Source organism: Actinacidiphila yanglinensis, assembly GCF_900107965.1.
Lineage (GTDB): Bacteria > Actinomycetota > Actinomycetes > Streptomycetales > Streptomycetaceae > Actinacidiphila > Actinacidiphila yanglinensis.
Genome location: NZ_FNVU01000023.1, coordinates 106,372 through 126,908 on the forward strand (window position 1 = coordinate 106,372; position 20,537 = coordinate 126,908).

General features: G+C 71.5%; 17 protein-coding genes and 1 pseudogene. 11 read left to right on the top strand and 7 right to left on the bottom strand.

The annotated features are described in order from the left end of the window. Positions 1-112 precede the first annotated feature (112 nt). The 3 genes from C4U44_RS34820 to C4U44_RS34830 are packed head-to-tail and all read right to left on the bottom strand — an operon-like array spanning position 113 to position 3,548. On the bottom strand, positions 113-1,120 hold the full coding sequence (locus C4U44_RS34820) for an NHL repeat-containing protein (protein ID WP_103890078.1): 1,008 nt from the start codon (positions 1,118-1,120) through the stop codon (positions 113-115). Between the two features lie 25 nt (positions 1,121-1,145). Further along, positions 1,146-3,236 carry a hypothetical protein gene (locus C4U44_RS34825; protein WP_103890079.1) on the bottom strand — a complete coding sequence of 697 codons (2,091 nt, stop codon included), beginning with the start codon at positions 3,234-3,236 and terminating at the stop codon, positions 1,146-1,148. Between the two features lie 24 nt (positions 3,237-3,260). Further along, positions 3,261-3,548, bottom strand: a complete 288-nt coding sequence (locus C4U44_RS34830; RefSeq protein WP_103890080.1) for a hypothetical protein — start codon at positions 3,546-3,548, stop codon at positions 3,261-3,263. A 258-nt stretch (positions 3,549-3,806) separates the two neighbouring features. Here C4U44_RS34830 and C4U44_RS34835 point away from each other — a divergent pair, with 258 nt between their 5' ends. Beyond that, on the top strand, positions 3,807-4,403 hold the full coding sequence (locus C4U44_RS34835) for an SMI1/KNR4 family protein (RefSeq protein WP_103890081.1): 597 nt from the start codon (positions 3,807-3,809) through the stop codon (positions 4,401-4,403). Positions 4,404-4,540: 137 nt separating this feature from the next. Here the strand turns inward: C4U44_RS34835 and C4U44_RS34840 are convergent, their stop codons facing one another. Next, a complete protein-coding gene (locus C4U44_RS34840; protein ID WP_103890082.1) occupies positions 4,541-5,137 on the bottom strand; it encodes a hypothetical protein in 597 nt (198 codons plus the stop codon). Positions 5,138-5,344: 207 nt separating this feature from the next. On the opposite strand from C4U44_RS34840, the gene C4U44_RS34845 reads away from it, so the two are divergent. Then, positions 5,345-6,151: a hypothetical protein gene (locus tag C4U44_RS34845; RefSeq protein WP_103890083.1), complete on the top strand. Its 807-nt coding sequence runs from the start codon at positions 5,345-5,347 to the stop codon at positions 6,149-6,151. A 263-nt stretch (positions 6,152-6,414) separates the two neighbouring features. Here C4U44_RS34845 and C4U44_RS34850 read toward each other — a convergent pair whose 3' ends face one another. Then, on the bottom strand, positions 6,415-7,005 hold the full coding sequence (locus tag C4U44_RS34850; RefSeq protein WP_103890084.1) for a GNAT family N-acetyltransferase: 591 nt from the start codon (positions 7,003-7,005) through the stop codon (positions 6,415-6,417). Between the two features lie 131 nt (positions 7,006-7,136). Between C4U44_RS34850 and C4U44_RS34855 the strand changes: the two are divergent. Next, a pseudogene (locus C4U44_RS34855) lies at positions 7,137-7,292 on the top strand (hypothetical protein); the annotation flags it as partial. A gap of 42 nt (positions 7,293-7,334) precedes the next feature. On the opposite strand, the gene C4U44_RS34860 reads toward C4U44_RS34855, so the two are convergent. Beyond that, complete coding sequence (locus C4U44_RS34860) at positions 7,335-8,669, bottom strand: cytochrome P450 (protein WP_160145170.1); 1,335 nt, start codon at positions 8,667-8,669, stop codon at positions 7,335-7,337. Positions 8,670-8,914: 245 nt separating this feature from the next. Between C4U44_RS34860 and C4U44_RS34865 the strand changes: the two genes are divergently transcribed. The 3 genes from C4U44_RS34865 to C4U44_RS34875 all read left to right on the top strand — a co-directional run bounded on the left by C4U44_RS34865 (position 8,915) and on the right by C4U44_RS34875 (position 12,049). Further along, positions 8,915-10,486 (top strand): FAD-dependent monooxygenase, encoded by a 1,572-nt coding sequence (locus C4U44_RS34865; RefSeq protein ID WP_103890087.1) that lies wholly within the window; start codon positions 8,915-8,917, stop codon positions 10,484-10,486. Positions 10,487-10,680: 194 nt separating this feature from the next. Next, on the top strand, positions 10,681-11,250 hold the full coding sequence (locus C4U44_RS34870; RefSeq protein ID WP_103890088.1) for a carboxymuconolactone decarboxylase family protein: 570 nt from the start codon (positions 10,681-10,683) through the stop codon (positions 11,248-11,250). Continuing rightward, entirely contained in the window at positions 11,243-12,049 is an 807-nt protein-coding gene (locus C4U44_RS34875) for a helix-turn-helix domain-containing protein (protein WP_103890089.1), read from the top strand. The genes C4U44_RS34870 and C4U44_RS34875 overlap by 8 nt, the downstream gene beginning before the upstream one ends. 6 nt (positions 12,050-12,055) lie before the next feature. On the opposite strand, the gene C4U44_RS34880 is transcribed toward C4U44_RS34875, so the two are convergent. After that, on the bottom strand, positions 12,056-13,615 hold the full coding sequence (locus C4U44_RS34880) for an MFS transporter (RefSeq protein WP_103890106.1): 1,560 nt from the start codon (positions 13,613-13,615) through the stop codon (positions 12,056-12,058). A gap of 604 nt (positions 13,616-14,219) precedes the next feature. On the opposite strand from C4U44_RS34880, the gene C4U44_RS34885 reads away from it, so the two are divergent. The 5 genes from C4U44_RS34885 to C4U44_RS34905 all read left to right on the top strand — a co-directional run bounded on the left by C4U44_RS34885 (position 14,220) and on the right by C4U44_RS34905 (position 20,368). Further along, a complete protein-coding gene (locus C4U44_RS34885) occupies positions 14,220-15,053 on the top strand; it encodes an oxidoreductase (RefSeq protein WP_103890090.1) in 834 nt (277 codons plus the stop codon). 233 nt (positions 15,054-15,286) lie between these two features. Next, complete coding sequence (locus tag C4U44_RS34890) at positions 15,287-16,144, top strand: SDR family NAD(P)-dependent oxidoreductase (RefSeq protein WP_103890091.1); 858 nt, start codon at positions 15,287-15,289, stop codon at positions 16,142-16,144. Between the two features lie 271 nt (positions 16,145-16,415). Beyond that, positions 16,416-16,859, top strand: coding sequence for a MarR family winged helix-turn-helix transcriptional regulator (locus C4U44_RS34895; protein WP_103890092.1), 444 nt, complete (start codon positions 16,416-16,418; stop codon positions 16,857-16,859). Between the two features lie 160 nt (positions 16,860-17,019). After that, entirely contained in the window at positions 17,020-17,457 is a 438-nt protein-coding gene (locus tag C4U44_RS34900) for a hypothetical protein (protein ID WP_103890093.1), read from the top strand. Between the two features lie 115 nt (positions 17,458-17,572). Next, positions 17,573-20,368: a helix-turn-helix transcriptional regulator gene (locus tag C4U44_RS34905; protein WP_103890094.1), complete on the top strand. Its 2,796-nt coding sequence runs from the start codon at positions 17,573-17,575 to the stop codon at positions 20,366-20,368. The last annotated feature ends 169 nt before the right edge of the window (positions 20,369-20,537 follow it).

Consider the following 20,537-nt stretch of genomic DNA (forward strand, 5'->3'; position numbering starts at 1 on the left):
CACGGATTCGTCCGCAAGCAGGTTCCGTACCGCGAGGGCCGCGCCGCTTGCCCGCACGGTGCGGAGCGAGGGTCGGGAACGCACGGCCGAGGTCGTCACGGGCCGCTCCGGCTCACTGCGTGGTGGCTGCTGTCGAGGCGGCCGACAGGACGAGGGAGGGGGTCGGGGTGGACTGGCTGGACTGGCCGGTGAGGAGAATTTTGCTGCCGAGTGGGAGAGCGAACCACGGCATCGCGCAGGAGTTGTCGAGGGCCGGGTACTGCTTTCCGGTGGCGCATCCTTTCGCGAATTCGTCGTGGCTCAGCGGGGTTTGTACCAGCACCGCGGCCTTGGCGCCCTTGACGTGCACGAGGTAGGAGGCGGTGCCTCCGGTGTTGTCCGCCACCGCGTAGAAGCCGTCGCTGCCGGCGGGGGCGATGGTGCGCAGCGTGAGTGCGGAGATCGGCGTCGGGCTCCCCGGTACGCGGCCGGTGATGTGGAGTGGGTGCGGGTTCGTCCCTGCGGGGATGACCTGGAGGTCGCCGATCGTGGGTCCGTTCTGGAGCATGTACACGGTGCCCGAGCCGTCAACGGTACCGGCTTCGACCGCTTGTGAGGGTGCGTCGGTCAAGGCGGTCGTGTGGCCGTCCTTGACCGTCCAGGCGCGGTCGGCGTCGAGCACCACCAGCGAGCCGTCGGGGCGACTGCCGATCGGGACGGGAGTGGTAAATCGGTGGCCGGTGGGCCAGGTGGCGGCGCCGTGCCGGTCGACGCGCAGGAGGCCACCCTGACGTGCGACCGCCAGAACACCGGTCGACGTTGCGGCCATTGCGATCGGCGTACTCCCTGACGGAATCGGAGCGAATCGGCTCACCACGCCTTTTGGAGTCAGGCGCAGGATGTCGGGGGTGTCGCCGGCGGTGTCCATCAGGTAGACGTTCCCCGCGCGGTCGGAGGCGACATGAGTCAGGCTGGGCGTGTCGGTGAGGACGCGGTCGATGTCGTCGTGCGCGCTGAGGGTGTTCAGGTCGAACGCGGCCACCTTGCCCAGCGGCGGGTCCGGCAGGCCCACGGAGTGGTGCTTACCGCCGCCACCCGAGCAGCCGAGCAGCAATCCGGCCAGGGCGCCGAGCAGACCCATGCGCCGAACGGCTCTTGCACGCGCCCTACTTGCCATCCACCGAGCCTTCCTGGTCGTCGAAGCCGTTCTTGAACTGCTGGGTGTAGGGGTCCGAAACGGCCTGATGCCCCAGCCAGGTGTTGAAGTCGTTGTCGTTGTTCGCGTCCGTCGTGACGGTCTTCGTCTTCGGGTCGTACCACGAGGGATTCCCGGACGGGGGTTTCATCCTGCCCGAGCGAATCAGACCCTGCGCGACGGCCGGGGAGAAGCCCTTGTACTGGTCGCGTGCCTCGTCCTTGTTGATGGCCTCTTGTCCGGCCGCGTTGTTCGTGGAGAAGGGGTCCTGGGTCGGCGCCACGATCGTACGGCCGATCAGCGCGAGGTTCTGGGAGTACTTGAGCCCTTTGACCACCGCTTTTGGCACCTCGGCGGCGCCCGGGGCGGGGACGAAGCCGAAGAGAACGCCCGCCTCGGTGAGCAGGGCCATGTTGCGCTTGTGTTCCTCGTCGGTCTGCTGAGCATTGGTGTACTGGACGGCGACCTTCGCCTTGGTGAACAGTCCCGCGGTGTTGCCGATGGTGAGCAGGTCATGGTCGGGGTTGGGTCCGGCGGCCGCCTCGGAGACCTGCTCGTGGAGGGTGGTGTCGAACATGGCGGCAGCGTCCGGGTTGTTCCGCACGAACAGCTGCATCACGTTCTCCAGGTCCGCGGAGTTGGAGCCGAGGGCATGCAGGTGGGTGTCGTAGCCGTGGGTGTGGGATGCGGAGTCGGCCGTCTTGATGGTGCTGCCGAGGTCCTGTGCCCAGGTGCCGGTGATGCCGGCCAGGGACATGGAGATGCTCTTGGGGTAGTTCGGGTAATCCTGCTGGTAACCGTGCTTCTTCTCCTCGGCGTTGTCGCCAAAGAAGATGTCCTTCTCCTTCGCGGCTGCGGTGAGGATGTTGTCGGCGGCCTGTCCCGATTGGTCGATGTGGGCCGGGCTGCGGTCCGTGGCGGCGAAGGTGAGGATCTTCCCGACCGGTGCCGACTCGTCGGTCCCGCCGTGCGCGCCGGGCGTCTGCCACTTGTGGTCGACGAGTTCCCGGGCGTTGGTCAGGCCGGCGCCGTCGGGCTTGGTGAGCAGGTCGCGTGACGCCTGGGCGTTCTGCGCGATGGCGTTCATCACCGCGAGCGAGGGGTCGTTCGCGGTGACAGCTGCGGTCAGGCCGTCGCCGTGATCCGGGTCGGACATGGTGGGGTTCAACCCGATGTCCTGGAACCAGGCGTGGGGCTGCGGCCCACTGTAGGGGCTCGGGCCGTACCCGTACCACGTCTGGATGCCCGGGGTCTTGGGAGAGTACTCGGGTCGCAGTCCCCCGCGGGTGGCTTCCTGCTCCTTGCGCCACTTCAGCATTCTCGTGCCGACGTCGGACAGCACCGTGGGATCCCACTTGTCCCCGGAGGGGCCGTACTTGAAAAGCATGCTGGTGGACCAGACAGCGCTGTCCGGTGGATTGGTCAGCGGGGCAAGATAGTTCGGGGCAGGTTGGGGATAGTCCCCTTTCACCGCGAGGGCAGTCATCACCTGAGTGGCATGGCCGTACTGCGCAAGAGTCTTTTGCGATGCCTCACTCAGCGGCAGGCCCTTTTTCGCGCTCTCCTTGTCCAGCAGCGTATCGGCCACCTGGGTGGCATCGGCGATACCACCGGCCTGGAGGAACGCGGTCATGTACGCGGTGTCGTCCACGTGATCGGCCAGCGACTGGCCGATCTCGGCGATGGTCTTCTTCGACGCTGCGCTGCCGGGATGAGCCTCGGCCTTCGTCAGTTCGGCCGCCTCGTCACGGGCCTCCTGGCTCATGTCGATGTCCTTGATGTCCCAGGGCAGGTTGACCAGATCACCGGTCGCCGCGCAGAACGTGCTACCCGGCTTGCCCAGGAGGTCGGCGGCGCGGTCCGCGCGCAACGCCATGTCGCGGGCGTCGTCTCCGACACTGTGCGCCGACTGCTGGAGCGTGGCGAGGTTGAGCGTGCCGCCCCATTCGGCGAAGTTAGTGCGAATCGTCGAATTGCCCTTGGTCAGCGCGGCCGCCAGGGTTTTCAGTCGGTCCGCCAACGTCCGCAACTGATCCGGGTCCACTCCCGCGTACTCGGTCATGTGCAATCCCCCCTGCCGCGAGCGCTACGCCGCGCCGCGAGCCTTCCGGTCCTTGGCGTCCTGACTCGCCTGTGCCTTCGCTATCAGGCGCTGCTCTTCGTCCGGGAACGTGCCGAACAAGCGGCTGAGAGCGCCCATCCGGCCGTTGAAGTCGGTCGCCCACTTATCCGCCGGTCCCCCTACCCACGTCTTGGCGCCCATCGCTGCGTGGACCTGCTTTATCGCGCCGCGTATATCCGATATTTCGGCTTCTATTGCTTCCATGTCCGTCTGGCACAGATTCTCCAGTCGATCCTTGTCCGGGAGCCCCATTACCCGATCCCCTCGTCGATCGCCGCATCACCCATCGAACCCGAAGCGTAACTCTACGTTCTGCACTCGCGCATCTGTCGACCCGCCCCGCCCACAGACCCCACCCGCACACAGCTTCTGCACACGGATCAGCATGAAATTCGGCGGGCGGGACCGCTTGGGCTGTTGGCGGGGTTGCCCTTGGCGCAGCGTGGCGAGGCGTGGAAGCCACCCCTGGCTGTCCCGTGGCCACCAAGCCGGTGAAGGACGATTGCGGGCATGAACCGATTCGACGAGTTGCTCGGCCGTACAGCTGCGAGGGCAGCCCGGAACGGAAGCACCCTCCCACCGGTCCGCCCCGAGCAGTTGAAGGCAGCGGAGCGACTGCTCGGGTTTCCCCTCCACCCTCTTCTGGCGACGCTCTACCGACAGGTGGGCGACGGCAACTTCGGTCCCGGGCCACTGCTCCCCCTCATCGGCGAGGATCCGGAGGACGAGGAATTTGCGGTGGGCAGCTACCTGGGGAGAACGTCATCCGAGGCGGCGGGCCCTTGGTGGTCGTGGCCCATCGGAGTCCTACCGATCGCTGATCGAGGCTGCAACATGTTCACATGCGTCGACTGCAGGAGCGAGAAAGGAACCGTCCTCCTCTTTGACCCCCACCGCACCCGCGACAGCCTGTCGCGCGGATGGCTCGTGGAAGCAGACAGCCTCGCAGCATGGCTCGAAAGCTGGCTGGCGGGCCGGGGCCATCACACCGATCAGGCCGTCGACGTGGCCCGCTCCGTGACCCAGTGGACCGAAGCATCCTCACGCCTGTACCCGGACACCACCCCGTCGGCACTCTCGGCACCGGACGCCGAGCCCCAGGTCTGAGTGGTCCTGCCACGGGCGGGCGATCGGTTCAGGGATTCTGAGATGCCCGGCTCGGTCTGCTGGGCGGCGGAGTACTGGGCGGCGACTACCGGCTCGGGCGAGCGCGGTTCACAGGGGCTGCTGCGCCCCACGCCGTGTCAGGACGGTGCTGGCTCGGGCGGGACTGACGGGCCCTCGATCTCCAGGAGGACCGCCGTTCCGGCGACCGTCCGGTCCTCGTGCATGGTGATCACTTGACCGGGCTGAAGCTGCTGCCACTTCGCCGGGGAGAGCGGGGCGAGACGCACCGTGGCCCGGCCGCCGGGCTCCACGACGGGCATGAACTCCACCCAAAGAGCGGCTATGTGGAGGTCGGGTTCGCCCGTCGGTGCTCCGATGTTCCACGTCGGTCGGAGGACGCCGGCTCCGGAGAAGGGCGTCTGCCGGCGGGCCTCGTGCGCTGGTCTGAGGGTGAGGTCGGCTCGGATGATGCCATTGCGGGTTTCAAAGCAGCGCCAGTGACACCAGGCCGCGCTCCTGTCGAGTCGCATCTGCTCGGCGGCGGTGGCGAGGGTCTGCCAGAAGACGAGCGGAAGCGGGTGGACATCACCAAGCTCCTCCAACAGGTCGAGAGCGACTTCCCACTCGTCATGGGCGAGGTAGTCCCAGACGTCGTTCACCGTGACGTCGTTCTCGGTGGCAACGGCCTCGGGGACCAGGAGCGAGGCAGCTTCCAGCAGCTCGGAGACGTCCATGCGTCGATTCTGGATGATGCTCTCCGTCCCCCGGGCTACATATTCCGACCAGCACGTGGATCCCGCGTCCCCCGTGGTGCGGTCCGGGAGGTCCGTGCGGAACCAGCGCGGTGGCGGCCGGTGGAGTTCGAACCGCACCGAAACGCCTCGACCCGGTAGGGTGCGGTCCTGCGAATCCACACCCCGTCCTGGGAAAAGAAGTACAGGATGCACATCCTGGACGACCTCAGTGGTCTCTCCTCCCGTGCGAAGAGCCTGCTGGAACGAACAGGCCGCCGAGATGATCCTCAGGAGCCCCGGCTCTCCACCGAGTTCCTGCGGATCCGGGACTGCTACGACCGGTGGATTCCTGCGCCCATGATGCTGGTGATCCGCCGGGAGGGCTTCGCGCAGAGGTACGGCGGGCTCCGTTACCGAGTGCGAAGCAGCTGCCCCGTCGAGGACAAGCGCCAGGAGGTGCTTCGCGACTGGCACTACGACCTGGGCCAGGGCATGTGGACCGGCCCCGCCCACGGCTGGTACTTCGCTTGGCTCGGGGAACGTGTGTCCTCCCCGGTGCGCTATCTGGTGCACACGGACGGACGAGTGGGGGTGGACGACGGAGGCGGCAGGTTCCTCGAAATCGCCCCGTCCATCGGGGCGCTCATCGAATCCCACGCCCTCACCGACATGCTCGCGACGTGGGACCGCACCACCGCCGCGGTCGACGGTTTCGCACTCGCCCAGCAACTCGGCGGGCTCACCGACATCCCCGAAGCATCAGGCAGGACCATCCGATGGCGGCTGTCCGACAACGTCGCGGTCGAGGAGTTCCGAAACTGGAGCAGCGACACGCCACGTCGTTGGCGCGCATTCGTCTGGAGCCGAGGAGAGTCCGGCCGTCGCCAGGTCGAGGCGGCCGCGGCCCGAGTAGCGACGACACAGCAGTCCGTGGCGGCCGGAGCGGAGAACGAGCTTGGCCTGGCTGTGAAGCCACCGTGCCGCAGCGAGCGTCGGATCCCCCGGCTCGAATAGGCCTTACCGCCCAGGACAGGGCTGTGGACGGTAAACGGTTCGGACGGCGGCAGCGGCCGATCGGGGCGGAACCGCGGAAGATCGTGGTCGGGAATCAGGTAGCTGCTGCATCCGGTGGGCAGGGAACTCTCCGCCCCGTACATCGCACCGGCCACCACGTGACCGTTGCTGCCCGGGTCGGTCTCCAGGATGAATGCACGCCAACCGCTCCAGGGGCGAGGCCCGCGTCCCGAAGCTGCTCTTCCCGACCCCGTGGCCGGTGATCATCCGTCAGACGGACTCTGGTTGCGGGCCGTCGGCGTGGCCGTCGGGGGCCATTCGCGGCGGAGGAGGCCGAAGACCCAGGAGTCGGAGACGTCGCCGTTGACGACGCAGTCCTCGCGGAGGGTGCCTTCGCGGACGAAGCCGAGCTTCTCCAGGACCCGGGCGGACGCCAGGTTGCGGGTGTCGGTCTCGGCCTGGACGCGGTTCAGGTCCAGGGTGTCGAACGCCCACCGCAGGACGGCGTGCGCGGTCTCCGTGGCGTAGCCGTGGCCCCACGCGGCGGCGTCGAAGACGTAGCCCAGGGAGGCACTGCGGAAGTCGGGGTTCCATCGGGTCAGGCCGCACCAGCCGATGAACGCGCCGTCGGAGGCACGGTCGACCGCCACCCGCGCACCGGTCCCCTCCTCCTCGATCGTCCGGCAGGCCGCGACGAAGCGCTGGGCGCGGGCCGGTTCGGTCCACGGCGGGGAGTCCCAGTACCGCAACACGTGGGGGTTGCTGTGCAGCGCGTAGAGCGGCGCCGCGTCGGTGTCGGTGAAGGGCCGCAGCCGCAGGCGGGCGGTGTGCAGTTCGGGGGTGGACAATGTCATGCGCTGCATCCTGTCGCGTCACGCTCACCCCGGGCCATCCGTTATCCGCACGGTCCGGGGCGCGTGGGTCCCTCGCACACAGCCACGGAGTCACCATGTCGACCACCCCGGTCCCATAGCCAGGGGACACCGTCCTGGTCAACAGTGGCCCCTTCATGCAGCACACGGGCCCGGTTCTCGCCGTTGATCAAGAGCGGAATCGAGTACAGCTGATCGTGCGGATCTTCGGCGACGACACCCGCATCGAAGTCCCGCTCGACACGGTGGAAGAGGTGACTGGCTCCTGACCGTCCAGAGGTCTCCGTTCTCAGGGCGCGGAGTGGTTCCGGTCAGCCGGAAGGGGTACGCGCGGTGAGTCGTACGGGAAACGATGCCGGTGAGAGGACGAGTCGGGCCGAGCACGTGACCGGGCCTCCGGTCGGCGTCAGCTCCCATCGGCCCAGCAGCGACGCCAGGATCACGGTGGCCTCCGCCTCTCCGAACTCCTCCCCGATGCACTTGGTGGCGCCCGCGCCGAAAGGCAGGTAGGCGCCGCGCGTGGCCGGTGGGCCCTCGAGCCAGCGGTCCGGCTCGAAGCGGGCGGCGTCCTGGTGGAAGTCCTCACGGCGGTGCAGGAGGTAGGGGCTGACCAGCACCATGCTGCCCGTCGCCAGTTGGTGGCCGCCCAGTGTGGTGTCGCGGGTGGCGGTCCGCAGGGTCAGCCAGCCCGGCGGGTAGAGCCGCAGGGTCTCCTTCACGACCCGGCCGGTCAGTTCCAGGCGGGGCAGGTCGGCGAGGCCCGCGGCGCGGCCGCCGAGTACCGCGTCCGCCTCGGCCCGTACCGCGGCGAGGACGTCGGGCCGGCCCGACAGCAGGTGGATCGCCCACACCACGGCCGACGACGTCGTCTCCCCGCCGGCCAGCAGCAGTACGGCGACCTGGTCGGAGAGTTCCTGGTGCGAGAGGGCCCGGCCGTCCTCGTCGCGGGCCGCCAGCAGCCGTGACATCAGGTCGTCCTGCCCGGTGCCCGGCTCGCCGTAGCCCGCGATGAGCCGGCGGACCTGGGCCTGCCAGTGCGCGAGGGCCCGCGCGTAGCGGCGGTTGCCCGGGGTCGGCAGCCGGCCGATGCCGGGCAGGGCCGCCCGGGAGGTGAGGCCGCTGAGGAAGACGTCGAGGGCGGAGCGCAGTTCGCGCGTCTCCTGCATGTCCAGCCGGGACGAGAACAGCGTGGCGAGCGCCACGCCGGTGGTCAGCTCGAACATGGCCTCGGTGAGGTCGAGCTCCTGCCCGTCCTGCCATGCCGCGGTGGCCGCGGACACCTGCTCGCGCATCACCTCGACGTAGCCGCGCAAGTGCTCGTGCCGGAAGGCCGGTTGCATCACCAGTCGCTGCCGGCGGTGCTCGTGGTACCCGGCGGTCGCAAGACCCGCACCCATGGCCTGGCGCACTTTGTCGTAGACCGGGCCGGTGCGGTCGAAGCGCCGGAAGTCGGTCAGCACCTCGTGGGCGACCTCCGGGTGGCAGGCCACGAACACCCACCAGGGGCCGAGTCGTACCCGCGCCAGGTCCCCGTACGCCGGCAGCGACTCCAGGAAGCCCAGCGGGTCCCGCCGCAGCCGCAGGAAGTGGCCGACCACCGGCCGGTTCCCCGGCACCCGCGCGAACTCCATACCGCCACCGCCCACTGTCGGACTCCTCACCGGATCTCGCTGCCACCGGAGCACAAGCATGCAGCGCGTGCGCCTCCGCCGTCCTCGCAACGCGAGGGCAGCACCTCCCGCGCGACGAAGAAGAAGCATGCCCGGGCAGCGCGCGATCAGCACGCGGTGAGCCGGGGATTCCCTCCCGTGCCTGAGATACGTGTCTACCTCACACATGTCGGACGTAGGCTGGAGCGACACAGTCGTCCGGCAGAAGGTGTGACCGACAGATGGCGCCGCAGAAGACGAAGGACGGGCCGGTGATCGTGGTGGGAGCGGGCCCGGTGGGCCTGGTCGCCGCGATCGAGCTGGCCCGCCGGGGGGTCGATGTCCGCATCGTCGACATGGCGGACGGGCCCTCCGCGGGATCCCGGGGCAAGGGCCTGCAGCCCCGCAGCATCGAGGTGATGGACGATCTCGGGATCGCCGGCCGGATCCTGGCCACGGGGCGTTCCCGGCTGCCCATTCGCAAGTACCGGGGCCGGACGGTCCTGGGGGTCGGCGAGGTGAACCCGGACGCGGGAGATCCCACCCCTTCCACCCCCTACCCTCGTACGCTGCTGGTTCCCCAGTGGCGGGTGGAGGAGGCGCTGCGGGAGCGGCTCGACGAGCTGGGCGTACGGGTCGAGTACGGCACCGAGCTCACGGGGGTGGAGCAGGACGCCGGGAACGTGCACGCCACGCTGCGGACCACGCACGGCCGCGAGGACAGGTCCTTCGCCTACCTCGTCGGATGCGACGGCGCCTCCAGTACGGTGCGCGGCCTGCTGGGCACCGGCTTCCTGGGGCGCACCGACGAGACCGTCAGGATGCTCACCGCCGACGTCGAACTGAGCGGGCTCGACCGCGACTTCTGGCACTGGTGGCCCGGTGCGGACGGCGGGCTGCTGGCGCTCTGCCCGCTGGCGGCGTCCGACGCGTTCCAGCTCCAGGTTGCCGTCGCGCCCGACGTGGGCACGGAGGTCCCGGCCGCCGGGATCCAGAAACTGGTCGAGGAACGCACCGGGCGGACCGACATCCGCGTCAGGCGCGTGGCCTGGCAGTCCGTCTGGCGGTTCAACGTGCGGATGGTCGACCGCTACCGTACGGGGCGGGTGTTCCTCGTCGGCGATGCGGCCCATGTCCACGCGCCGGCGGGCGGTCTGGGCATGAACACGGGCATCCAGGACGCGTACAACCTCGGCTGGAAGCTCGCACATGTCCTCGCCGGGGCTCCGCAGACGCTGCTGGACACCTACGAGCAGGAGCGGCTCCCGGTCGCCGCGGACGTTCTGGACCTCTCCGGCAGGCTCGTCGACGGGCGCTTCAAGGGACTCGTGCCGGGCGAGCAGCGCGGCTCCGACACGCGGCAGTTGACCGTGCACTACCCCGTCGGCGACCTGGTGGGCTCGCCGCGGCAGGAAGGAGCGGCCGTGCAGGCGGGCGACCGTGCGCCGGACTCGCTGCTCTCCCGTGGGAACGGCTCCGATGTGCGCGTCTTCGACCTGCTGCGCGGCACCCACACGTCCGTCCTCGCCTTCGGTCCCCGCAGCGCCGCGGTCGCCGCCGGGCTCCGCGGACACTTCCCCGCAGGCATCAGGGCGTTCGATCTCCTCGGGGCAGGGGTGTCCGTCCCCGGCGGCGGGGAGAACGCCTTCGCCGACAGCGCGGGCCATGCCCGAGCGGACTATGCGGTCGGCGGTGACACCCTGTTCGTCATACGGCCGGACGGCTACGTCGGTCTGCGCCTCACCGATCCAGATCGGACCACGGTCCTGCGCTATCTCGCCCGGCTGCTGCCGGCGGTGGACACCTCCGAATGAATGGACTTTCCAGTCCAGAAAATTTCTCCTACCGCCCCTTCCATGTCCGGGCGGGCCCCCCGGACAAGGCCGGGGCCGACGGCGCGTGCCGGCCCCCACCGCGCGAGGCACCGGGAAACGGCTGAACGGCCGGGCGCCGGCGTTTACCTCGGAGGGAATTGGTTCGCCATCGGGGGCGGCGCAGACTCCGGGGCATGAGTACATACGAGATCCAGACCGTCGAGACCGTTTCCGAGGCGGCCAGGGAGCCGCTGGCGGCCCTGGAGGGGGCGTTCGGGTTCGTGCCCGCCGCTGCCGGGCTGATGGCGAACTCGCCGGCGTTGCTGAACACGTTCTTCTCCGCGTTCGGGCATTTCCGGGGCGGGGGCACGTTCGGGGCCGACGAACGGCAGGTGCTGCTGCTGTCCAACGCCGTTGCCAACGGCTGCGAGTGGGCGGTCGCGTTCCACACGCTGGAGGCGCTCGCGGACGGGGTCGAGCCGGGCGTGGTCGAGGCGCTGCGCCGGGGGGAGGTGCCCGCCGATCCGCGGATGGCGGCACTGTCGGGGCTCACCCGGGCGTTCATCGGCAAGCGGGGCCGGCTCGATGAGGCGGATGTGGCGGCGTTCAGGGGGGCCGGCTTCACCGAGGAGCAGGTGTTCGAGGTGATCACCGGGGTGGCGATCTCGGTGATGACGAACTACACCGCGAACCTCGCCCGGCCGGCCATGGAGGCGGCGGTCCGGCCGCACGCGTGGACTGCGGGATACTCGAGCGGTGTCTGAGGTCGGTCCCCTTCTGAAGCACTGGCGCGGCGCCCGGCGGCTGAGCCAGCTGGCGCTGGCCAGTGAGGCGGCGGTGTCGGTGCGCCATCTGTGTTTCCTGGAGACCGGCCGCGCGAACCCCAGCCGGGCCATGGTGCTGAAGCTCGCCGAGGTGCTCGACGTGCCCTTCCGGGATCGCAACACCCTGCTGCTCAAGGCGGGGTTCGCGCCCGAGTACCCGGAATCGGAGCTGGACGCGCCGTCGCTCGCCGCCGTCCGCGACGCGCTCGACACCATCCTGGCACAGCAGGAGCCCTTCCCGGCGCTGGTGATGGACCGCAGCTGGGACATCCGGCGCACCAACGGCGCCGCCCGCCGCTTCTTCGCGTTCCTCCAGGAAGGAGAGGCGGGGGCGGTTCCCGGGCCGGCGAACGTGCTGCGCCGGATGTTCCACCCCGACGGGGTCCGCCGGCACGTGGCGAACTGGCCGGAGGTCGCCGAGGCACTGGTCCGGCGCGCGCGGCGGGAGGCGGTCGGGGGTGTCACCGACGAGCGCGCCCAGCAGATCCTGGAGGAGGTGCTGCACTACCCCGGGGTGCCGGCCTCGCTCCGGTCGCTGGACGCGGCCGCGCCGGTGCTGCCGATCGTGCCGATCCGGTACGTGCGCGGCGACCGGCGGTTCGACTACTTCTCCACCGTGACGACGCTCGGGACCCCGCAGGACGTGACGCTGCAGGAACTGCGCATCGAGTGCTTCTTCCCGATGGACGACGGGACCCGGGCGCACGCACGTCGACTCGCCGAGGCGACCGGGCCCTGACGCGCCTCAGTTGCGTGCCGCCGGGGCTTCCTGCGCGGCCCGGGCCTCCTGGGCCGCGCGGGCCAGGCCGCTGGAGGCGCGCAGCGGGACCTCCTTGATGAACAGGGTGACCAGGAAGGCGATCAGGACCAGCGGGGCGACGTACATGAAGATGTCCCCGATGGCGTGGCCGTAGGCGGCCTCCAGCCAGGTGCGGACGGGGGCGGGCAGCAGGGCGAGGTCCGGCACGTCGCCGCCGGAGGACTTCGCGGCGGTCGCCTGGTCGCCGGGACTGAGCTGGGTGATGCTCGCGCGGGTGTAGTGGCCGATCCGGGTGGTGAGGATCGAGCCGAGGACGGAGACGCCGACCGCGCCGCCCAGCGAGCGGAAGAACGTCACCGTGGAGGAGGCGGCGCCCAGGTCGCTCGCGTCGACCTGGTTCTGGGTGCACAGCACGAGGTTCTGCAGGGTCATCCCGACGCCGAGGCCCATCAGCGCCATGCACAGCGCGATGAACGTATACGGGGTGTCGTGGCGGAGCATGCCCAGCAGGGCCAGTCCCGCGGTGAGCAGGGCGCCGCCGGTCAGCAGCCATGCCTTCCACCGGCCGGTGCGGGTGATGATCCGGCCGGAGACCGTGGAGGCCACGAACAGGCCCGCGATGAACGGGATCGTCATGACGCCGGAGCGGGTCGGGGAGTCGCCGCGGGCCAGCTGGAAGTACTGGCTGAAGAACACGGTGCCGGCGAACAGGGCGGTGCCGACGAGCAGCGAGGCGAGGGAGGCGAGCGTGGTGGTGCGGGTACGGAACAGCCGCAACGGGATGATCGGCTCGCTCGCCCTGGTCTCGACGGCCAGGAAGACCGCGGTCAGCAGGGCCGACACGCCGACCAGGACGCCCGTCTGCCAGGACAGCCAGGCGTACTTGTCGCCGGCGAAGGTGACCCAGACCAGCAGCAGGCACACGGCCGCGGTGACGAAGAAGGCGCCGGCCCAGTCGACCTTGACCTGCCGCCGGACGACCGGCAGGTTCAGTGTCTTCTGCAGCACCACCAGGGCGAGCAGCGCGAAGGGGATGCCCAGGAACAGGCACCAGCGCCAGCCGAGCCAGCTGGTGTCGGTGACGACTCCGCCGAGCAGCGGGCCGCCCACCGTGGCGACCGCGAAGGTGGCCCCGAGGTAGCCGGAGTAACGGCCGCGCTCGCGCGGGGAGATCATCGCGGCCAGCACGACCTGGGCGAGCGCGGACAGGCCGCCGCCGCCCAGGCCCTGGATGACGCGGGCGCCGATCAGCGTCGCGGGATTGCGGGACAGGCCGGCCACCAGGGAGCCGATGACGTAGACGACCAGCGCGGACTGGACCAGGAGCTTCTTGCTGAACTGGTCGGCGAGTTTGCCCCACAGCGGGGTCGACGCGGTCGTCGCCAGGAGGGAGGCGGTGACGACCCAGGTGTAGGTGGTCTGGCCGCCGCCCAGGTCGCCCACGATCCTCGGCAGGGCGTTGGTGACGACGGTCGAGGAGAGGATGGCGGCGAACAGGCCCAGCAGGAGGCCCGACAGCGCGCGCATGATCTCCGGGTGCGTCATCTGCGCGGGCGTGGTCTTCGCTTCTGCCGTCTGCGCGTCCGTCGTCAGCGTCACCGGTACGTGCGTCGTCAGCGTCGCCGGTGCGTGCGTCGTCGGTACGCGGGCGGCGCTCCTCTTGTGCCGGGCGCGGGTCCGCGCGCCGGTGCGTGGCGTGGTGGTCATCGGTTGTGTTTCCTTACGTGTGGCAGCGGCGGGCGGTCTCGGGGCCCGGCCCGGTGACGAGCACCCGGCCAGTGTCCGCGGGCGGGTCGCGTGCACACATCCGTCGAATGACTGCGTCACCGCTCAGGGGTGTATCCCAGGTAGGTCGCCGGGCAGGTGCCGCGTGGGCGCCTCCTGGGTTCCGTGCGGCTCCGGCAGGCGCGGCGCCTGCTGCGGGCGTACGGTGAAAAGGGTGCCCTGGGCGGCTGCGCCGGGTCGTCCTCGCGCGGCTGGGGCGGGCCGTGGCCGTGGCGCCCGGCGATGACTTACGCACCTGGGCAGTGCGGGCCGGCCGGGGGCGGCGGATTCGGCAGTCAAACGACGGTCGTCACCGGCTGGACCGGTCACCAGGATGGGGATGTCAGCTCACAGCAGCTTCCATCTGGATACGGAGAGATCCCACATGACCCGCACATGGTTGATCACAGGGGCGTCCCGGGGGTTCGGGCGCGCCCTGGCGGAGGCGGTTCTGCAGGCCGGTGACCGGCTGGTGGCGACCGCGCGCCGCCCCGAGCAGCTCGACGACCTGGTCTCCCGCTACGGCGCGCAGGTGCGTGCGGTGGCCCTGGACGTCACCGACGCCGCCGCCGCGCGGGATGCGGTGCAGGCGGCGGTGGACGCCTTCGGCCGCCTGGACGTCGTCGTCAACAACGCCGGCTACGCCAACAGCGCGCCGATCGAGGAGATGGCGGAGGACGACTTCCGGGGCCAGTTCGAGGCGAACTTCTTCGGCGTCGTCAACGTCACCCGGGCCGCCCTTCCGGTGCTGCGCGAGCAGCGCTCGGGGACGTTCCTGCAGTTCTCGTCGCTGGGCGGCAGGGTGGGCGGCACCCCGGGCATGGGCGCCTACCAGAGCGCGAAGTTCGCGGTGGAGGGCTTCTCGGAGGTGCTGGCCGGGGAGGCCGCGCCCTTCGGGATCAGGGTCGTCATCGTGGAGCCCGGCGCCTTCCGGACGGACTGGCAGGGCTCCTCCATGGAACTGCACGAGGTAGGCCCGGACTACCAGCAGACCGTCGGCGCCATGAACGAGTACCGGGCGCGGAGCAACGGCACGCAGCCCGGCGACCCGGTCCGGGCGGCACAGGTGCTCGTCGACGTGGCCGGCCACGACGATCCGCCGCGCCGGCTCCTGCTCGGCGCCCAGGCCGTGGCGATGGCCCTGGAGGCGGGTGAGGCGCGGGCCGCCGAGACCAGGAAGTGGGCCGGGGCCAGCAGCGCCGCGGACTTCCCGGCGTAACCGCCCCGCACGCCTCCTCCCCCTTTTCCGAGGGCACCCACGTTTTCGCGGTGCCCTCCCTTCCGCGGCGCTCCCGTTTCCGCGGCACCCCCTTTGCGGCATACCCGTTTCGCGGCACACCCGTTTCTGCGGCACCGTTCCGCGGCACCCCCGCCTCCGTGGCACACACGTCTCGGCGGCACCCCCGTCTCGGCGGCACCCCCGTTTCATCCGATCATCCAAGGAGAATTCCCATGTCCCGCAAGACCTGGCTCATCACCGGCGCGTCCAGCGGACTGGGCCTGGCCCTGGCCGAACACGTCCTGGCCCAGGGCGACCAGGTGGTGGCGACGGCCAGCTCGACCCAGGCCACCACCGAACTGGCCGCGCGCCACCCGCAAACCGCAGTGGCGGTCCGGCTGGACGTGACCCGGCCCGCAGACCACGCGGACGCCGTACGGGCCGCCGAGGAGCGCTTCGGCGGCATCGACATCCTGGTCAACAACGCGGCGATCGACTTCGTCGGCGCCCTGGAGGAGCAGGAGGAGAGCGACTACCGCCGGTTGTTCGAGGTCAACTTCTTCGGCGCGGTCGGGCTCACCCGCGCCGTGCTGCCCGGCATGCGCGCGCGGCGCAGCGGTGTCATCGTGAACGTCTCCTCCATGGACGGCCTGGCCAGCCTGCCCGCCAACGGCTACTACTCGTCCAGCAAGTTCGCGCTGGAGGGCTTCACCGAGGCGCTGTGGCAGGAGATCGCACCGATCGGCCTGCACGCGATGATCATCCAGCCGGGCTCCTTCCGTACCGGCATCGAGAACCGGACGAAGGTCTCCGGCCCGGCCATCGAGGACTACGCCGTCACGTCCGGGGCGTTCCGCGCCATGATGGGCAGCCTCACCCCGGAGATGTTCCCCGGCGACCCGCAGCGGGCCGCGGAGGCGGTCCACGCGGCCGTCACAGCGCCCGAGCCGCGGCACTGGGTGGTGCTGGGCAGCGACGCCCAGCGGCGTATCGGCGTCAAACTGGACCAGCTCCGGGCCGAATTCGAGGCCGGAAGGGAGCTGGCGCTCAGCACGGACTTCCCGGGCGCGGCCGAGCACGCGGTGCTCTGAAGGGGTGCGGGTGCGCCCGCTTGCGCGGGCACGGTGGCCCTTCGGGCGGCCGGGGGGCGGGCCGCCCCCCGGCCGCCCGGTGTGCTTCACGGGGGAGCTCGCCAGGTCCGGGGGCGGCCCGCCCGCCGGTCGCACACCTGACGGGGGGGGTGCGGGGACACCCGAGACACGTATTTAATGGGCACACACGTGGTGCGCGGTCCGCCCGGTCGTCGCTGCCGGCGATCGGGCGGCCTGATGGTCGCCTCAGTGGATGGTGTGGGAGGCACACATGGCCGAGAAGGCCCAGTACGAAGAGCTGAAGTCTCAGCTGAGCGCCGTCGGATCGGTGACGCGCTGGCTGATGCGCGGCCTGCCGGTCGGACTCTCCCGCAGTTCCGCCGCGGTGCTGGAGGTGCTCCACCGGCACGGCGACCTGCGCGTGGGCGAGCTCACGGAACTGCTGGGCGTGGACGCGTCGGCCGCCAGCCGCTACGTCACGCAGGCGGTGGCGCGCGGCTGGATCGAACGCAGCCTCGACCCGACGGACCGGCGTTCGCGCATCCTGAGCCTGACACCCGCGGGCCGGGACCAGCTCGACGAGATGTCGGAACGCCTCACGCACGTGCTGGCCGAGCGGTTGCGGGACTGGAGCGACGAGGACGTCACCGGGCTGACCGACCTCATGGCCCGGCTGCGGTCGAGCTTCGACGACCAGCGGACCGGCGTGTGGTGATCCGGCCTGGTCGCGGGGTACCCCCGGTCCCCGGCCGCGCTCCCGGTCCGGGGAGGCCGCAGACCGCGGCCCATGTCCGTATCGATACCTTCGCACGCATGACCGGACCGGCCTCTCCGCCTACCCTCGACTCATTGACGGCATCAGCCCGAGGACGAACATGCCCACGCACCTGACCACCCCGCTGGAGCCCGGCGACGCGCCGCGGCACGCGGCCGCCATCGTCGCGGCCGCGGCCGACATCAGCGGTGCGGAACTCGACTACTCCGCCGACAGCCTCGCTGCCGTGGAGGACATCGTCGACGGTTTCCGGGCGGCGGGTGCCACGGGTGAGGACATGGTCGAGTCCCTCGTCGCCTTCGGGTGCTACGTGGGCGAGATGCTCAACCGGCAGGCCGGCGGGACCTGGGGCCGGCCCACCGGTGTCGTGGGCGGCCAGCCGGTCGTGGTCCTGCCCGGCGCGCGCGAATGCCACCCCGTCGACTGGGTCTTCCGCCGGCTGCGGTCCGGGGACGAGGTCAGCATCCGCGATCTGTACGCCGCGGCCCTCGCCAGCGGCGCGGACGGCGCGGACGGCGACGGGCACCCGGATCACTGAAGCCTTCCGCGCGGCCGCCGGGCCGCCAGGACCCCCGGGGGCCACGCCGGGCCGGTCCTCCCCGGACGCCTTCGGCCACCATGGAAACCAAACAGAGCGAGGAGGGAACCGTCGGATGAGGGCGCACGTCGATGCACGCGACACTGATCTGGTCGGCCGTGAGGCCGAGCAGGCGATCGTGGCCACGCTGCTTGACGATGTGCTGCTCGATGACGGGTCGCTCGACGACGCGAGGGGCGGCGACGCGAGGGGTGGCCGCGGACAGGTCCTCCTGCTGAGCGGGGCCCCGGGCACCGGCAAGTCCGCGGTGCTGCGGTACGCGGCGACGGCCGCGGCCGGCCGGGGAATCGCGGTGCTCTCGACGGCCGGGGCGCCGGGCGAGCGGCACCTGCCGCACGCCGCGCTGCACAGCCTGCTGCGGCCCCGGCTGGCGCTGCTCGCCGAGTTGCCCGCCGCCGAGCAGGCGGTGCTGCGGGAGGCGTTCGGCGGCGCGGCCCCTCCCCCGGCGGCCCGGCTGGCACGGGCCGCGCTGGACCTGCTGGTCGTGACCCCGGGGCCGGTCGTGCTGTGCGTGGACGACCTCGACGTGCTCGATGCCGCCAGCCGGGAGACGGTGGGCGAGTTGACCCGGCTGTGCGGCGGGACCCGGGTGTCCATGATCGTCGCCGGACGGTCGGCTCCCGGCGACGGTACCGCCGCGCAGGGGCGCGCGGTCGCGCTCGGGCCGCTGCCCGAGGAGCAGGCACGTGAACTCATCGCCCGCGCGGGGCGCGTGCCGGGATACACCGAGCGGGAACTCGTCCTCGCGGTGGCGCGGGGGAACCCGCTGGCGCTCACGGAGCTCTCCCTGGGCGACGGAGATCTGGACGACACCGCGGGCCTCGGCATGCTGCCCGCGACGCCCCGGCTGGCCGAGGCGTACGCGCAGTACCTGGAGGGCCTGTCGGTGCCCGCCCGCGATGTACTGCTGGCCGCGGCGCTGAGCATCTCCCCGCTGGTCCGGGATGTGCTGGCCGCCGGTACGAACCTGCTGGGCCGCGACGAGGCGGCGCGCGCCGGCCTGGCCGAGGTGCTCGGCGGCGGGCTGGTCGTCGAGGAGGACGGCCGGCTGCGCTTCCCGCTGCCGCTGCTGCGGTCCGCCGTGCCGGCCCTGGAGTCCGGGGCTCGGCGCCTGAGCGTCCACGCGGCTCTCGGGCGGGCCGTCGCCGACCCCGCCCACGCGGCGTGGCACGCCGCGCAGTGCGCCGCCGGCGCGGACGAGGAACTCGCCCGGCGGGTGGAGACGCTGGCGGACGGACCCGGTGCGGGCACCGGCGTCCTGGTGGTCCTGGCCGCCCTGGAGTGCGCGGCCCGGGTCTCCGGCGACCCGGAGCGCCGCGCCGGCCGGTTGCTGCGGGCCGCCGAGGTGGCGTACGCCCACGGCCTGGCGGACCATTCGCTGGGGTACGCGCGGCGCATCGACCCGGCGAAGCTCAGCGAGTTCGTCCGCGCGACGCTGCTGTGGGTGCACGACCTGCTGCCGGACAGCCACGCCGTGGGCCGGGAGCGGATCGCCGAACTGTGCGAGGCGGCGCGGGCGATGGCAGGCCGGGACCGGGAGTTGATGCGCAAGCTCCTGCACGCCGCGGCCCGCAGGTGTTACTGGCAGGAGGCCGGGACCGAGGACCGGGACCTGGTCGGGCGGACCTTCGAGGAGCTGCGGACGCCGCCCTGGGACGGGCGCGATCTCGCCGTCAGAGCGCTGATCGAGCCGCTGTCGCTCCCCTACCCGCTCCCGCTCCCGTACCCGCTCCCGCAGGACGCCGGGCCCGCGCCGCACGGCTCGGCCGGCGCCGGCGAGCCGGTCCTGCTGGGTCAAGTGGCCCACCTGACGGGGGACTTCACCCGGTCCTCGGCACTGTTCGCCCTCGCGGAGCCGGCGGTGCGCGCCGAGGGGCACTACGGCCGGCTGCCGCATTTCCTGGTGCCCGGGGCGATGGGGCAGATCTGGCTCGGCACCCGGTGGGAGGGCGCGCAGGCGATGGCCGAGGAGGGTCACCGGGTCGCCGTTGGCACCGGGCAGCCCCAGTGGGCGGCCAGGGCCAGGGGGGTCCAGAGCGTCCTGGAGGCCCTGCGAGGCAGCCACGACCGGGCGGTGGCGTACGCGGCGGAGGCCGAGGAGGCGTTCCGGCGGCTGGGCCAGAGCCGGCAGCTGACCCTGGTCACGCTGGCCAGGGCGCTGACGGCGTCCGGCACCGGCCGGTACGCGGACGCCTACGTCCAGCTGCGCGGCCTGTTCCCCGAGCCGGCCGGGCCGCTGACCTTCGAGCAGTTCCTCGGGGTGGCCTTCCTGGCGGAGGCGGCGGCGCCCGCCGGGGAGTCGGCCGACGCCAGGGCCGTCGTCGCGCACGTCGACGCGCTGACCCGCACCGCGGCGCCGTCGCCGCTGCGCCGGCAGATCATGGCGTACGCCGGGGCGGTCCTCGCTCCGGACGAGGAGGCGGAGGAGAGGTACGGCCGGGCGCTGGAGCCGGACGTCGAGACGTGGCCCCTGCTGCACGGCATGGCCCTGTTCGGTCACGGTGCCTGGCTGCGGCGCCGGCGGCGGGTCACCGAGTCGCGGGAGCCGCTGGCGCGGGCCGAGGCGGTCTTCCGGGCGCTGGGCGCGCGCACGCGTGCGGAGATGGCGGCCTCGGAACTGCGGGCGGCGGGGCAGGCGCCGGCCGAACCCGCCGGGGACGACGTCGCGCAGCTGCTGTCACCGCAGCAGCTCACCATCGCGCGGCTGGCCGCCCGGGGCCTGACGAACCGGGCCATCGGGGAGCAACTGCGGCTGTCCCCGCGCACGGTGGCCTCGCACCTGTACCAGATCTTCCCGCGGCTGAACGTCACCTCCCGCGTGCAGCTCGCGGAGCGGCTCGGCGCGGAGTGACCCGGGTGCGGGTCGTGGAGCGGTACGGCCGGGACTGACCCTGGCGGCACGAGGCTGCGCGGATCGCGCGGTGGTGTGCGGGACGGGCCGGAACGGGTCAGGCGGGTGCGACCCGGGTGGCGACGTACAGTTCGGGCGCGTGCCGACCGGGCACCGACGTACGGAACAC

Bases quoted from the DNA above. Each gene is read 5' to 3' on its own strand.
- C4U44_RS34820 (WP_103890078.1), bottom strand. From the start codon at position 1,120: ATGGGTCTGCTCGGCGCCCTGGCCGGATTGCTGCTCGGCTGCTCGGGT.
- C4U44_RS34825 (WP_103890079.1), bottom strand. From the start codon at position 3,236: ATGACCGAGTACGCGGGAGTGGACCCGGATCAGTTGCGGACGTTGGCG.
- C4U44_RS34830 (WP_103890080.1), bottom strand. From the start codon at position 3,548: ATGGGGCTCCCGGACAAGGATCGACTGGAGAATCTGTGCCAGACGGAC.
- C4U44_RS34835 (WP_103890081.1), top strand. From the start codon at position 3,807: ATGAACCGATTCGACGAGTTGCTCGGCCGTACAGCTGCGAGGGCAGCC.
- C4U44_RS34840 (WP_103890082.1), bottom strand. From the start codon at position 5,137: ATGGACGTCTCCGAGCTGCTGGAAGCTGCCTCGCTCCTGGTCCCCGAG.
- C4U44_RS34845 (WP_103890083.1), top strand. From the start codon at position 5,345: ATGCACATCCTGGACGACCTCAGTGGTCTCTCCTCCCGTGCGAAGAGC.
- C4U44_RS34850 (WP_103890084.1), bottom strand. From the start codon at position 7,005: ATGACATTGTCCACCCCCGAACTGCACACCGCCCGCCTGCGGCTGCGG.
- C4U44_RS34865 (WP_103890087.1), top strand. From the start codon at position 8,915: ATGGCGCCGCAGAAGACGAAGGACGGGCCGGTGATCGTGGTGGGAGCG.
- C4U44_RS34870 (WP_103890088.1), top strand. From the start codon at position 10,681: ATGAGTACATACGAGATCCAGACCGTCGAGACCGTTTCCGAGGCGGCC.
- C4U44_RS34880 (WP_103890106.1), bottom strand. From the start codon at position 13,615: ATGACGCACCCGGAGATCATGCGCGCGCTGTCGGGCCTCCTGCTGGGC.
- C4U44_RS34885 (WP_103890090.1), top strand. From the start codon at position 14,220: ATGACCCGCACATGGTTGATCACAGGGGCGTCCCGGGGGTTCGGGCGC.
- C4U44_RS34890 (WP_103890091.1), top strand. From the start codon at position 15,287: ATGTCCCGCAAGACCTGGCTCATCACCGGCGCGTCCAGCGGACTGGGC.
- C4U44_RS34895 (WP_103890092.1), top strand. From the start codon at position 16,416: ATGGCCGAGAAGGCCCAGTACGAAGAGCTGAAGTCTCAGCTGAGCGCC.
- C4U44_RS34900 (WP_103890093.1), top strand. From the start codon at position 17,020: ATGCCCACGCACCTGACCACCCCGCTGGAGCCCGGCGACGCGCCGCGG.
- C4U44_RS34905 (WP_103890094.1), top strand. From the start codon at position 17,573: ATGAGGGCGCACGTCGATGCACGCGACACTGATCTGGTCGGCCGTGAG.